Below are 13138 nucleotides of genomic sequence, written 5' to 3'. Positions count from 1 at the left end.
GGCTTGGGTCTTCTGACCCTGCTTCTCAGGGAGTTCTGCGCGACCTTCTGGCTCCAGCCGGTTTGCGTTCCTGGCCGGCGGCTCCACCGTCGTCTCCCGGATCGCGTCCTTCTGGGCGCATCCCGGTTTCTCGTGCCCGCGGGAGGTGCGCTCGCGCGGATGCCGTCGCGTGGGCGGGGGCTCCGGGTGGACGAGCTGGTGAGGGCGGGTGGCGGGGCGGGTTTGAAGGGGTACGGGAAGGTGCTAGGGAGGAGCGGCGGAAGCCCGGCTCGGGAGCCCCTAAGCTAGAGGGCATGCCGGAGTACATCTATACGCTGCAGCGCGTGCGCAAGGCGCACGGCGACAAGGTTGTCCTTGACGACGTCACGCTGTCGTTCCTGCCCGGAGTCAAGATCGGTGTCCTGGGTCCGAACGGCACGGGAAAGTCGACGCTGCTCCGGATGATGGCCGGCCTGGAGCAGCCGTCCAATGGAGACGCGAAGCTCATGCCGGGCTTCACGGTGGGCATGCTCCAGCAGGAGCCGCCGCTCAACGAGGAGAAGACCGTCCTCGGCAACGTGCAGGAAGGCGTCGCCGAGACGATGGCGATGCTCCAGCGCTACAACGACATCGCCGAGCAGATGGCCACCGACTACAGCGACGAGTTGCTGGATGAGATGGGCAAGCTGCAGGAGCAGCTGGAGCACCGCAACGCCTGGGACCTGGACAGCCAGCTTGAGCAGGCGATGGACGCGCTGCGCTGCCCGCCGCCCGATGCCGAGGTGAGCAAGCTGTCCGGTGGTGAGCGCCGCCGCGTCGCGCTGTGCAAGCTGCTGCTCGAAGCGCCCGACCTGCTGCTGCTCGACGAGCCCACCAACCACCTCGACGCCGAGAGCGTGCAGTGGCTGGAGTCCCACCTGGAGAAGTACGCCGGCACGGTGCTGGCCGTCACCCACGACCGCTACTTCCTCGACAACGTCGCCACCTGGATCCTGGAGCTCGACCGGGGCCGGTGCTACCCGTACGAAGGCAACTACTCCACCTACCTCGACATGAAGGCGCAGCGGCTCAAGGTCGAGGGCCAGAAGGACGCCAAGCGCAAGAAGCGCCTGGAGGACGAGCTGGAGTGGGTCCGCTCCAACCCGAAGGCCCGCCAGACCAAGAGCAAGGCCCGGCTCCAGCGTTACGAGGAGATGGCCGCCGAGGCCGACAAGTTCCGCAAGCTGGACTTCGAGGAGATCCAGATCCCGCCGGGCCCGCGTCTGGGCACCACGGTGATCAGGGCCAACGAGCTCACCAAGGGCTTCGGCGACCGCCTGCTCATGGAGAACCTGACGTTCGACCTGCCGCGTAACGGCATCGTCGGTGTCATCGGCCCGAACGGCGTCGGCAAGACCACGCTGTTCCGCATGATCACCGGTGGCGAGACGCCCGACACGGGCTCGATCACCATCGGCGACACGGTGAAGATCTCCTACGCCGACCAGAGCCGGGGCGGCATCGACCCGAACAAGAACGTCTGGGAGGTCGTCTCCGACGGGCTCGACCACATCAAGGTCGGCAACGTGGAGATGCCGTCGCGGGCCTACATCGCGGCGTTCGGCTTCAAGGGCCCTGACCAGCAGAAGAAGGCCGCGGTGCTGTCCGGTGGCGAGCGCAACCGGCTCAACCTGGCGCTCACCCTCAAGCAGGGCGGCAACGTGCTGCTGCTCGACGAGCCCACCAACGACCTCGACACCGAGACCCTGTCGTCGCTGGAGAACGCGCTGCTCGACTTCCCGGGCTGCGCCGTGATCACCTCGCACGACCGGTGGTTCCTCGACCGCATCGCCACCCACATCCTGGCGTGGGAGGAAGGGTCGAACTGGTTCTGGTTCGAGGGCAACTTCGCCGACTACGAGAAGAACAAGATCGAGCGCCTGGGCGCCGACGCGGCGCGCCCGCACCGGGTGACCTACCGGAAGCTGCACCGCGACTGACCGGCTCCAGCCCGACTGAGCCACACAAACCCAGCTGGCTGAGTCACAGGGCTCCGGCTGGCTGAGCCACGCTGCCTCGGCTGGCTGAGCCACACGGTTCCGGCCGGCTGAGCCACACGGCCGGCTGAGCCACAGCCCATGCACCAAGCCTTCACCGGCTTGGTGCATGGGCTTTCGCGCAGGTGGGAGCCGTACCTCCGCCCACGCGCCCGTGACGGAGGTCAGGTTCCGGCGCTGACCGGGGCGGGTGCGGCAGGGGCGGGGCGGCGGCGCCAGGGGCCGTTGAAGAGCATGATCGCCGGGATGAACAGGACGAGGCAGCCCAGCGCCACGAAGAGCCACGTCTGCCAGCTCGTGGCCTCGACCACATGAGGGATGACGAGCAGCCCGATCACGGCGATGCTCTTGCTGAGGAACCCGAACAGCCCCCACGCCGTGCCCTGCAGGCGCGGGTCGGCGTCCTCGGCGTCCTCGGAGTAGTTGGCCATCCAGGGTGCGTACGCGACGCCGAGCGAGCCGCCGAGCAGCGCGCCGGCCACCATCAGCGTGCCGGTCGAGACGCCTTCCCGGCCGAGTGAGACGGCCAGGAAGGCGGTGACGAGGACGGCCGCGACCGTGCCGCCCAGGGAGAACGGCTTGCGCAGCTGCGTACGGTCCGACAGCCGGCCCGTCACGATCAGGGTGATCAGGTTGAGGCTCCAGAACGCGGCCATGATCGTGGAGGCCTCCGCGCTGCTGATGCCGAGCGCCCCGACCAGCATCGTCTGCCCGAACAGCGACAGCGTGATGTAGAGCACCAGCCACAGCGAGATCCCGACGACGTGCGCCCAGATGTTGCGCCGGGCGAACAGGGTGCGCATGCGGGGCGGCCGGCCGAGGTCCACGACGTCGCTGGCGGCACGCTCGGTGTGCTGGATCCTGGCGCGCAGCTCGGGGGAGAGGTCGGCGATGTTGAAGGCGATGACGGCCGAGATGACCAGCGAGAAGCAGCCCATGATGACGAACTGCGAGCGCCACGAGTCGCCGAAGATCGGCAGCGTCCATCCGGCGATGGCGGCGGCCAGGAAGTTCGCCCCGACGGGGCCCCAGGTCCAGAAGCCGAACGCCTGCGCGCCCGCCGCATGAAGACCTTTCTGTGATGCTGCGCCTCACGCCCGGCTCCGTCAGAGTGAAGAGGGGCGCCAGCGGCTAGAATGAAATTCTAGGATTCCGGAACGTAAGGAGCCCCCCGTGGACCTGGGACTCGACGGCGTGCACTTCGATCACACGGCCGTGGCCGCGCCCCGCATCAGGGATCTGCTGCCGATCTACCGTGACCTGCTGGGCGGCCGGCATCTGGGTGGCGGCGGCGACAACCGGGTGGCCGGCTATCGCACGTTGCAGCTCACGTACGAGGGCGGCGGGAAGGTCGAGCTGATGGAGCCGCTGGCCGGATCGACGTTCTTCGACAGCTTCTTCGAGCTGAACAGGGGTCGGGGCGGTGTCCATCACCTGAACTTCCATGTCCGGGACCTGGACGCGGCCGTGGCCGCGCTGTCCGCGCGGGGCTATCGCCTCCATGGCCTCAACCGGGCCGACCCGCGCTGGCGGGAGGTGTTCCTGCACCCCAAGGAGGCGCACGGCGTGCTGATCCAGCTGGCCCAGCCGGGGGTGCGCGAGCCCGGCGAGCCGCGCCCGAGCCTGGAGGAGGTGCTGGCCGGCCGCGGCAGGAACGGCAACGGCGTCCCAAGTCCCTGAGCGGCCACGGGCGCGGTGTCGCGGCCACAGGTCGTGAGCCGCCGCCGGGGGGCGGAGGCGCGGTCCAGAATCCGGACGGCCGCAGAGTCCAGAATCTCGGACGGCCGCAGAGTCCGGGGCTCGGGGGGCTGTGAGGTCCCGGGGGTCGGGGGCCGCGAGGTCCAGGGCTCGGTGGGGCCCGGGTCCACGGCTCGATGGGGCCCCGGGTTCACGGCTCGGACGCGGTCGTGGGCTCGGGTGGTGGCGCGGTCCGTGGTCTTCGGCCCCTTGAGGCGTGGCAGAACTTAGATCTAGAGTGGAATTCTAGAACTAAGATTGGGGAGGCCGATGAAGCCGGTGCCTAAGCCCACGCCCGAGACTCAGCCGTTCTGGGACGGCGCGGCCGAGGGAGAGCTCAGGATCCAGCGCTGCAAGACCTGCGAGCGGCACTACTTCTACCCGCGGCCGAGCTGCCCCCGCTGCGGCGGCGACCGGGTCGAATGGGTCCGCGCCAGTGGCCGCGCGACCCTGTACTCTTACGTCATCAACCACCGCCCGGCCCCCGGCTTCGAGGCCGACGCCCCGTACGCGATCGCCGTCGTGGAGCTGGAAGAGGGGGTGCGCATGATGACGAACATCGTCGGCGTGCCGAACACCCCGGAGAACCTGCCGCTGGACATGGAGCTCCGGGTCGTGTTCGAGCGGCGCGGCGACGTCAGCGTGCCCCTTTTCGAGCCGGCCGGGGGAGGCGCACGATGACCGTCGTGATCGCCGGCGCCGCCGAGACGGACGAGGTGGGCCGCCTGCCCGGCCACTCCACGATGCAGCTCCACCTGGAGGCCGCCAGGAACGCGCTCGCCGACGCGGGCATGACCGTCCACGACATCGACGGCGTCGCCACGGTCGGCACGCCGGGCCCGATCCAGATCGCCCACGCCCTCGGGATCACCCCCGCCTGGCTCGACGGCACGGGGGTGGGCGGATCGTCGTTCCTCTTCCACGTACGGCACGCGGCCGCCGCCATCCGCGCCGGGCTGTGCCGTACCGTGCTGATCACGCACGGCGAGTCGGGGCGGTCGCGGGTCGGGGCCGGGCGCTTCGGGCTGGGGGCCGACTCGCTGCTGGGGCAGTTCGAGCTGCCGTACGGCGTGGTCGGGCCGCCCACGTCGTTCACCATCACGGCGCTGCGCTACATGAAGGAGACCGGCCTCACCCACGAGCAGCTCGCCGAGGTCGCGGTCGCGCAGCGGCGCTGGGCCCACCTCAACCCCAGGGCGATGTACCGCGACCTCATCACCGTCGAGGACGTCCTGGCCTCGCGCATGGTCGCCTACCCGTTCCACCTGCTGGAGTGCTGCCTGGTGACCGACGGCGGCGGCGCGCTCGTCGTCACCTCCGAGGAGCGCGCCCGCCGCTCCCCGGTCTACCTGCTCGGCTCGGGCGAGTCGGCCGAGTCGCCGATCATCTCGCAGATGGAGGACTTCACCACCTCCAAGGGCTTCCGCCTGTCGGGCGAGGCCGCCTTCGCCGAGGCCAAGATCACCCATGAGGACGTGGACCACCTCATGGTCTACGACGCCTTCGCCCACGTGCCCCTCTACGGCCTGGAGGACCTGGGGTTCGTCGGCCGGGGCGAGGCCGGCGCGTTCGTCGCCGAGGGCCACACCTCGCCGGGCGGCCGGCTACCGCTGAACACGAACGGCGGCGGCCTGTCGTACACGCACACCGGCATGTACGGCATGTTCGCCATCCAGGAGTCGGTGCGCCAGCTCCGCGGCGAGGCGGCGGCCCAGGTGCCGGACGTGGAGGTCAGCGTCGTGCTGGGCAACGGCGGCATGTTCGCCTCCGCCGCCACCCTGGTCCTGGCCAACCGCCTGCCCTGAACGAACGGGGCGGGCGGCCCCGAGGAACCGCCCGCCCCGCCTTCCCGCCCAAGCCGGACGGCCGGCCGCCCGGACAGCGACGCCGGCCGCCCGGATGGCCGGCCCCCGACGACCGGAAGGCCGGCGTCGCGTGATCAGGCCGCTAACGCCAGGTGATCAGCGCGTCCAGGGCCTCGACGCGGGACCCGGACACCAGCAGCGGATTGATCTCCAGCGACTCCAGCCCGTCACCCAGCGACTCGGCGAACGCGGCGATCCGCGCCACCACCCCGGCCACCGCGTCCAGGTCCGCCGGCTCGGCGCCCCTGATCCCGTTCAGCAGGGCCGCGCCGCGCAGCTCCGACAACGCCGTACGCACCTCGCCCGCGTCCACCGGCAACACCCGCAGCGCCGTGTCACGCAGCACCTCCACCCAGACCCCGCCCAGCCCCACGGCCAGCGTGAGCCCCCAGGCGGGGTCGCGTACGACGCCGACCAGCAGCTCGACCCCGCCGGAGCGCTGCGGCTGCACCAGCACGCCCGCCACCTCGGGCACCGCGGCCACCAGCTCCCGGTAGGCCCGCCGCACCTCCTCGGCCCCGCCCAGCCCGAGCCGTACGCCGCCGATGTCGCTCTTGTGCCCCAGCCCTTCGGCCGCCACCTTGAGCACCACCGGATAGCCGAACCGCTCGGCCGCCGCGACCGCCTCCAGCTCCTCCCGGGCCAGCTCCGACGGCACCACCGGCAGCCCCGCCGAGGCCAGCAGCCCGGCGGCGCGATGCTCGGCCCACAGGCCGCTCGCCCCGGGCGGAACCGTGCCGGGGGCCGGGGGAGCGGGCGCGGGCCGGGACAGCGCCCTGGCCCGCAGCTCGGACCAGCGCACCGCCGCGCCGATGGCGTGCAGCCCGTGCTCGATCCCGCCCGCCACGTACGGGAAGCCGGTCTCCTCCTGCACCCGCCGCCCGAACTCGGTGATGTCGGTCAGCACGTTGCTCACCACCACGACCGGCACCGGCGACTCGGCGATGCGCCGGGCGCTGGCCGTGTACATGGCCAGCACCGGCGCGGGGTCGGGCGGCGCGGCCTTGGGCGCGTCGGACAGCAGGAGGATCAGGTCGATCCCCGGGTCCGCGCTCACGATCTCCAGCGCGCGGCCCATGAGGGTGCGGTCGATGAGCACGTACCCGGTGACGTCGAGCGGGTTCTGCACCGTGCCGAACGACGGGACGATCTCCGCCAGCGCCGCCACCGTCTCCGGCGCGAACGGCGGCAGCTCCAGCCCTTCGTCCTCGGCCCGGTCCGCGATGATCTCCGAGGCGCCGCCGGAGGGCGTGACGACGCCGACGCGCCGGCCCGGCAGCGGCCCCGTGGCGGCCAGCAGCCCCGCCGTGATGATCAGATCCTCCAGCGAGCGGACCCGGATCACGCCGAGCTGCCGCAGCGCCGCGTCGATGACGTCGTCGTCTCCCACGAGCGCGCCCGTGTGCGCCTGCGCGGTGTTGGAGGCCAGCGTGCTGCGGCCGATCTTGAGCGCCACGATCGGCTTGCCCGCCTTGAGTGCCCGGCGCGCCACCCGGGAGAACTCGGCCGGGTTCCTGACCGTCTCCAGGAACAGCGCGATGACCCTGGTGGCCGGATCGTCCACAAGATAGTCGATCACGTCGGTGACGGTGACGACCGACTCGTTCCCCATCGAGGTCAGCAGGCTGATGCCGACGTTGCGGGCCTGCGCGAAGCCCAGCACCGAGCTGGCCAGCGCCCCGCTCTGCAGCACCACGCCGACCGCGCCGCGCAGCAGCGGCTCGGGGATGGGCAGCCCGTACGGGGTCACGCCGGCGGCGGCGTTGATGTACCCGTTGCCGTTGGGCCCCAGGATCGTCAGCCCGTGCTCTGCCGCGAAGGCCGCGATCTCCGCCTCCAGCCGCGCGCCCTCCTCCCCGGACTCCCCGAACCCGGCCGTGAGGATCACGTAACACCGGATCCCCAGCTTGGCCCCCTCCCGCAGCACGCCGGGCACGGCCGCGGTGGGCACCATCACGTACGCCAGGTCCACCGGCTCCGGAATCTCCGACAGGCTCCGGTACGCGGGCATCCCGTGCACCACGCCGCCCCGGGTGTTGACCAGGTGCACCGGCCCGGGGAAGGCGTGCGCCCGCAGGTTGGCCAGCGTGCTGACCGACCACCCCGACTTGTCCGTGGCCCCGACCAGCGCGATCGAACGCGGATTGAACAGTTCCCCGACCGACATGCCGCTCACTCCCCGATGAGGCCCAGCCGCGCGTGTCCCTTGATGAGGTTGCGGGCGATGGTGCGCCGCTGGATCTCGTCGGTGCCCTCGAAGATGCGCAGCAGCCGCAGCTCCCGGTACCACCGCTCGATCGGCAGCTCCTTCGTGTACCCCATACCCCCGTGAATCTGGAGCACCCGGTCGACGACCTGGTTGGCCATGACGGCTCCGTTCAGCTTGGCGATGGAGGAGGCGTGCCGGGCGTCCATGCCCTGGCTCACCTGCCAGGCCGCGTAGAGCGTCAGCCACTTGGCCGCCTCGATCTCCACCTGGGAGTCGGCGATCATCCACTGGATGGCCTGGTAGCTGGAGATCGTCTGCCCCATCGACTTGCGGATCTTGGCGTAGTCGATGGCCATCTGCAACATGCGCTCGGCCGAGCCGATGGCGCGCGCGGGGATCATGTAACGGCCCTGGCCGATCCACTGCATGGCCAGCTCGAAGCCCTTGCCCAGCTCGCCGAGGATGTTCTCCTCCGGCACCCGGACGTCCTGGAACACCAGCGAGGCCGGCCCCCACTCGCCCATCGTCGGGATGGGCTCGGACTTCCAGCCCATGTCACGGTCCACCAGGAAGCAGGTGACGCCGTGCTCCTCGGCCAGGGCGAAGACCATGACGAAGTCCGCCTCGTTCCCGCCCGTGATGAACGTCTTCTCGCCGTTGATCACCCACTCGGAGCCGTCCCGCACGGCCCTGGTGCGGATGTTGCGGGCGTCGGAGCCGGCGCCCGGCTCGGTGATGGCGAAGCAGGAGCGGCGCTCGCCCTCGATCGTGGGGAGCAGGTAGCGCCGCTTCTGCTCCTCTGTGCCGGCGTAGAGGATGTTGTCGGCGCTGCCGCCGAACGAGAAGGGCACGAACGTCCGGCCGATCTCCATGGCGATGATCGCGGACATGATGGGGCCCAGGGCCGCGCCGCCGTACTCCTCGGGGGTGTTGATCCCCCAGAAGCCGGACTTCCTGGCCTTGGCGCGCAGGTCGCGCAGGACGTCGGGGGCCAGCCCGGGGCGGCCCTCGCGCTCGTTGCGCAGGACCTCCGGCTCCAGCGGCATGACCTCCTTCTCGATGAAGGCCCGGACGGTGTCGCGGATCTGCCGTTCCTCCGGGGTGAGCGAGAAGTCCACAGCCGCCTCCTGGTATTTCTAGAATCCTTCTCTAGTAAGAGATTCTAGCCGGGGCGAGGTCCTGTCAAGAATCTGATTCTAGAATTTCGACCGCTACGATGGTGGCCATGGCACGCAAGTCCTCGTGGGAGTGGAGCCGCACGGCCCAGACCCGTAAAAGCATGCTGCAGGCGGCGCGCGAGGTCTTCAGCGAGCACGGCTTCGCCGAGGCCAACGTCTCCGAGGTGGTCGCCCGCGCCGGCTCCAGCGTCGGCAGCCTCTACCACCACTTCGGCGGCAAGACCGAGCTCTTCCTCGCCCTCTACGAGGACCACCAGGCCGCCCACGAGCAGGCCTCGGCCTCCAGCGTCGCCAAGGCCAAGAAGGAGGGCGTGCGCGACCCGGTGGAGCTGCTGATCGCGGGGGCGCGGGCGTACCTCGCGGGGGCGTGGGAACGCCGCGACCTGGTCAGGCTCTTCATCGACGGCGACGGCCCGCCGGGCTTCGAGCTGATCCGCCGCACGCGCGGCCGGGAGTGGGTCCGCCAGAACGCCGTGCTGCTCGGGGCCGGCACCGACCCGCTCGACCGCTTCACGGTGGCCGTCCTGACCAGCATCATCGGCGAGGCCGCCCGCGAGGTCGCCACGTCCGACAGCGAGGAGGAGGCGCAGGAGGTCATCGAGGCCGCCGTCACCCTCATCCACCGCCTCGACCCCCTCAACACCCTCGAAACCTCCTGACCCCCTTCCCCCGGCCGCCGCGTCCACCGGCTCCCGCGGCTGCCCCCACCGCTGACAGCGCGCGGGACCCCGCCACCAGACGGGCGGGCAGGGCAGCGGCGCGCGCGACCCCGCCACCTGGCGGGCAGGGCCGCGCGGCGTGGGGCCCCGCCACCAGGCCGGCAGGGCCGCGGGGGCGACGACGCTGCTCGGCCGGCGCCGGGGCGGGGCACGCGTCAGGTGATGGTGGCGCGGCCGCGATCGAGGACGACGGTGCCGTCGTCCTTGGCGGTGCGGAACAGGACGTCCGTGCCGTCCACCCAGATCGACACCGTGAGCGACTCACCGGGGAAGACCGGGCTGGAGAAGCGCCCGGACATCGACCGGAAGCGCGCCGGGTCCGAGCCCGCCACCGCGTGCAGCAGCGCCCGCCCCGTCACCCCGTACGTGCACAGCCCGTGCAGGATCGGCCGGTCGAAGCCCGCCCGGGCGGCGAAGGCCGGGTCGCTGTGCAGCGGGTTGTAGTCGCCGGACAGCCGGTAGATGAGCGCCTGCTCGGGCAGGGTCGGGTAGGTCACCTTGTGGTCGGGCGCCCGGTCGGGCAGGGTCCAGGTGTCCCGCGGCCCGCGGTCGCCGCCGAAGCCTCCCTCGCCCCGGATGAACACCGAGCTGCGCGAGGCGATCACGAGCTCGCCGGTGGCCGGGTCCACCGCCCGGGACTCGGAGGTCACCAGGGCGCCCGACCCCTTGTCGTAGATGCCGGTCACCCGCGAGGTGGTCCGTACGTTCCCGGCGGGCGGCAGCTCGCGGTGCAGGTCGAAGCCCTGCTCGGCGTGGACCAGCAGGGCGGGGTCGTAGTCGCCCAGCCGCCGTCCCGGCGCCTGCGCCGCGAGCACGGCGAACGTCGGCAGCACTCGCTGCCCCTTCTCCGTGGTGAACTCCAGCTCCGACGTGCCGGCCCCGACCCCGAGCGCGTAGAGCATGGTGTCCTTGGCCGTCCACGTACGCTCGTACGCTTCCCCCTCGACGCCCACCAGCGAGTGGTCGAGTGCCATCGTCAGTCCTCCCGTCCGGGGATGCGGCCGTTGGTGAGCGCGTTGGGCGCGGCCTTCTCGACGAGGGAGGGGATGACCGAGCCCAGCTCGGCCGGGTCCCACCGGCTGCCCTTGTCGACCTCGGGGCCGGCGTGCCAGCCCTCGGCGACGCTGATCCGGCCGCCGCGCACGTTGAACACCCGCCCGGTGATCCCGCGCGCCTCGGCGCTGGACAGCCAGACGACCAGCGGCGCGATGTCGTCGGGGTCGGCGCCGGTCGCGCCGGCGGGCATGAGGTTGGCGGTCATGCGGGTGAGGGCGGCGGGGGCGACGGCGTTGACGGTGACGCCGTAGCGCTCCAGCTCCCGGGCGGCGATGATCGTCAGGCCCGCGATGCCGGCCTTGGCCGCTCCGTAGTTGCCCTGCCCCGGGTTACCGTAGATGCCGGAGGACGAGGTCGTGTTGATGATCCGGGCATCCACGCGCTCGCCCGCCTTCGCCTTGGACCGCCAGTAGGCGGCGGCATGGCGCAGCGGCGCGAACGTGCCACGCAGGTGCACCCTGATCACGGCGTCCCACTCGTCGGCGGTCATGTTGACGAGCATCCGGTCGCGCAGGATGCCGGCGTTGTTGACCAGCACGTCCAGGCCGCCGAAGCGGTCGATGGCGGCGCGGACGAGGCGCTCGGCGCCGTCGAAGTCGGAGACGTCCTCCCCGTTGACGACGGCCTGGCCGCCCATGGCCTCGATCTCCGCCACCACCTCGGCCGCCGCCCCCGACGATCCGGTGCCGTCCACCTCCGCGCCGAGGTCGTTGACCACCACCTTCGCGCCCTGCCTGGCGAACTCCAGCGCGTGTCCCCGCCCGATGCCCCGGGCCGCGCCCGTGACGATCACGACGCGGCCTTCGACGATCCCACTCATCCGACACCTCGATCCTTGACCGGCTGACGATCTGAATTGGATTCTAGTATTAAAATCTAGAAAGGACAGGGCCCTTGCCCTCGACGACCACGACCACTTCCCTCGGCTACGCCTGGCGCACGCTGTCCGTCGTGAGCCTGGCCAGCGTGCTGACCGGGCTCGGCGGCAGCGCGATCAACGTCGCCCTGCCCGAGATCGCCCGGCACACCGGGGCCGACGCCACGGCCGCGGGCTGGATCCTGCTGGGCTTCCAGTTGACCACGACCGTCCTCATGGTGGTGTTCGGGCGGCTGGCGGATCTGTTCGGCAGGCGCCGGATGTACTTACTGGGGCTGGCCACGTACACGCTGGCCGCCCTGCTCGCGGGGCTGGCGCCGAACGCGTGGGTGATCGTGGCCATGCGCGTGCTGCAGGCCGCCGGGGCCGCCATGCTGCTCACCAACAGCGCCGCCCTGGTCAGCGACGCCTTCCCGCGCGAGCGGCTGGGCGAGGGGATGGGCGTGTACGTGGCGTCGTTCTCGATCGCCGGGCTCATCGGCCCGACGCTGGGCGGCGTGCTGGCCGCCGGCCCGGGCTGGCGGTGGGTGTTCTGGTTCAACGTGCCGATCGGGCTGATCTGCCTGGTGTGGGGGGCGATCGTGCTGCGCAGGCCGGCCGTGGCCAGGCGGGAGGGCGGGCTCGACTGGCCGGGCAACGTGCTGGTCCTGGCCACGCTGGGCGGGCTGCTGCTGGCGCTGTCGGAGTTCACCCGGCTGGGCTGGGGCCATCCGGCGGTGCTCGGCGGGCTGGCGGCCTTCGCCGTGGGGCTGCCGCTGTTCGTGGCCAGGGAGCGGCGGGCGGCCCATCCGGTCGTGGACCTCCGCCTGTTCCGCGAGCGGGCCTTCGCGTACGGCACGCTGGCCTCGTTCCTCAACGCCGTGGCGCGGATGGGCATGCTCTTCCTGGTCGCGCTCTACTTCCAGGCGGTGCGCGGCGACGATCCCGTACAGGCGGGGCTGAAGGTGCTGCCGCTGGCCGTCGCCGCCATGATTGCCTCGGTGGCCTCCGGCTTCCTGCAGCGGCTGATGAGCGCCCGCACGCTGGCCGCGGCCGGGGCCGCCACGACCACCTGCGGGCTGGCGGTCATGCTCGCGGTGATGTCGGCGCGCACGCCGTACCCGGCCGTCGCGGCGGGGCTCGTGCTCATCGGGCTCGGCTCGGGCGTGTTCCTGCCCTCCAACACCACCGCCATCCTGGACGGCCTGCCCTCCGACCGGCTCGGCATCGTCAACGCCATGCGCCTGATGATGCAGAACACCGGCAACGTCGTCGGCACCGCCCTGGTCCTGTCGCTCCTCACCGCGCCGCTCCCGGCCGAGCTGCACCGCAGCGTCTTCGCCGGCACGCTCGCCCACCTGTCCGGCGGGGCGGTGGAGCAGCTCGTCACCGGCTACCGCTGGGCGCTGGGCTCGATGGCCGCGATCTCGGTGCTGACCGTGCTGGCCTGCCTGGCCCGCCGCAGGTCCGCCTGACCCCCGGCCTCGGGCACGCTGCCCGCCG

The 13138-nt window shown here is 71.6% G+C and carries 12 protein-coding genes; 7 read left to right on the top strand and 5 right to left on the bottom strand.

The features are described from left to right. The first annotated feature begins 293 nt into the window (after positions 1 to 293). Positions 294 to 1958 (top strand): energy-dependent translational throttle protein EttA, encoded by a 1665-nt coding sequence (gene ettA / locus IO39_RS47695; protein ID WP_043640224.1) that lies wholly within the window; start codon positions 294 to 296, stop codon positions 1956 to 1958. A 221-nt stretch (positions 1959 to 2179) separates the two neighbouring features. On the opposite strand, the gene IO39_RS47690 is transcribed toward ettA, so the two are convergent. After that, positions 2180 to 3010, bottom strand: coding sequence for an MFS transporter (locus tag IO39_RS47690; protein ID WP_245642690.1), 831 nt, complete (start codon positions 3008 to 3010; stop codon positions 2180 to 2182). On the opposite strand from IO39_RS47690, the gene IO39_RS59340 reads away from it, so the two are divergent. The 4 genes from IO39_RS59340 to IO39_RS47675 all read left to right on the top strand — a co-directional run bounded on the left by IO39_RS59340 (position 2952) and on the right by IO39_RS47675 (position 5557). Continuing rightward, positions 2952 to 3083 carry a hypothetical protein gene (locus IO39_RS59340; RefSeq protein ID WP_281200387.1) on the top strand — a complete coding sequence of 44 codons (132 nt, stop codon included), beginning with the start codon at positions 2952 to 2954 and terminating at the stop codon, positions 3081 to 3083. The genes IO39_RS47690 and IO39_RS59340 overlap by 59 nt on opposite strands. Before the next feature lie 105 nt (positions 3084 to 3188). Continuing rightward, positions 3189 to 3695 carry a VOC family protein gene (locus IO39_RS47685; RefSeq protein ID WP_043640222.1) on the top strand — a complete coding sequence of 169 codons (507 nt, stop codon included), beginning with the start codon at positions 3189 to 3191 and terminating at the stop codon, positions 3693 to 3695. A 327-nt stretch (positions 3696 to 4022) separates the two neighbouring features. Next, on the top strand, positions 4023 to 4433 hold the full coding sequence (locus tag IO39_RS47680) for a Zn-ribbon domain-containing OB-fold protein (protein WP_043640220.1): 411 nt from the start codon (positions 4023 to 4025) through the stop codon (positions 4431 to 4433). Next, a complete protein-coding gene (locus tag IO39_RS47675; protein ID WP_043640218.1) occupies positions 4430 to 5557 on the top strand; it encodes a thiolase C-terminal domain-containing protein in 1128 nt (375 codons plus the stop codon). The genes IO39_RS47680 and IO39_RS47675 overlap by 4 nt, the downstream gene beginning before the upstream one ends. Positions 5558 to 5699: 142 nt before the next feature. Here IO39_RS47675 and IO39_RS47670 read toward each other — a convergent pair whose 3' ends face one another. Both IO39_RS47670 and IO39_RS47665 read right to left on the bottom strand, forming a co-directional pair. Continuing rightward, the gene (locus tag IO39_RS47670; protein ID WP_043640215.1) at positions 5700 to 7784 is read right to left on the bottom strand and encodes an acetate--CoA ligase family protein; all 2085 of its coding nucleotides are present in this window, start codon (positions 7782 to 7784) and stop codon (positions 5700 to 5702) included. Positions 7785 to 7789: 5 nt separating this feature from the next. Then, on the bottom strand, positions 7790 to 8944 hold the full coding sequence (locus tag IO39_RS47665; protein ID WP_043640214.1) for an acyl-CoA dehydrogenase family protein: 1155 nt from the start codon (positions 8942 to 8944) through the stop codon (positions 7790 to 7792). A gap of 107 nt (positions 8945 to 9051) precedes the next feature. On the opposite strand from IO39_RS47665, the gene IO39_RS47660 reads away from it, so the two are divergent. Then, entirely contained in the window at positions 9052 to 9663 is a 612-nt protein-coding gene (locus IO39_RS47660; protein ID WP_043640351.1) for a TetR/AcrR family transcriptional regulator, read from the top strand. 215 nt (positions 9664 to 9878) lie between these two features. On the opposite strand, the gene IO39_RS47655 is transcribed toward IO39_RS47660, so the two are convergent. After that, positions 9879 to 10697: a MaoC/PaaZ C-terminal domain-containing protein gene (locus IO39_RS47655; RefSeq protein WP_043640212.1), complete on the bottom strand. Its 819-nt coding sequence runs from the start codon at positions 10695 to 10697 to the stop codon at positions 9879 to 9881. Positions 10698 to 10699: 2 nt separating this feature from the next. Continuing rightward, a complete protein-coding gene (locus IO39_RS47650) occupies positions 10700 to 11599 on the bottom strand; it encodes an SDR family oxidoreductase (protein ID WP_043640208.1) in 900 nt (299 codons plus the stop codon). A 74-nt stretch (positions 11600 to 11673) separates the two neighbouring features. Here IO39_RS47650 and IO39_RS47645 point away from each other — a divergent pair, with 74 nt between their 5' ends. Further along, complete coding sequence (locus IO39_RS47645) at positions 11674 to 13110, top strand: MFS transporter (RefSeq protein ID WP_043640205.1); 1437 nt, start codon at positions 11674 to 11676, stop codon at positions 13108 to 13110. Positions 13111 to 13138 lie beyond the last annotated feature (28 nt).

Origin of the sequence: Nonomuraea candida (assembly GCF_000725485.1) — a bacterium.
GTDB classification, from domain to species: domain Bacteria; phylum Actinomycetota; class Actinomycetes; order Streptosporangiales; family Streptosporangiaceae; genus Nonomuraea; species Nonomuraea candida.
Note: the sequence above shows the minus strand (reverse complement) of the source record. Positions and strands in the feature narration are given on the sequence as shown.

Coding starts and splice junctions, on each gene's coding strand:
- ettA (WP_043640224.1), top strand. CDS start 294: ATGCCGGAGTACATCTATACGCTGCAGCGCGTGCGCAAGGCGCACGGC.
- IO39_RS59340 (WP_281200387.1), top strand. CDS start 2,952: ATGATGACGAACTGCGAGCGCCACGAGTCGCCGAAGATCGGCAGCGTC.
- IO39_RS47680 (WP_043640220.1), top strand. CDS start 4,023: ATGAAGCCGGTGCCTAAGCCCACGCCCGAGACTCAGCCGTTCTGGGAC.
- IO39_RS47675 (WP_043640218.1), top strand. CDS start 4,430: ATGACCGTCGTGATCGCCGGCGCCGCCGAGACGGACGAGGTGGGCCGC.
- IO39_RS47670 (WP_043640215.1), bottom strand. CDS start 7,784: ATGTCGGTCGGGGAACTGTTCAATCCGCGTTCGATCGCGCTGGTCGGG.
- IO39_RS47660 (WP_043640351.1), top strand. CDS start 9,052: ATGGCACGCAAGTCCTCGTGGGAGTGGAGCCGCACGGCCCAGACCCGT.
- IO39_RS47655 (WP_043640212.1), bottom strand. CDS start 10,697: ATGGCACTCGACCACTCGCTGGTGGGCGTCGAGGGGGAAGCGTACGAG.
- IO39_RS47650 (WP_043640208.1), bottom strand. CDS start 11,599: ATGAGTGGGATCGTCGAAGGCCGCGTCGTGATCGTCACGGGCGCGGCC.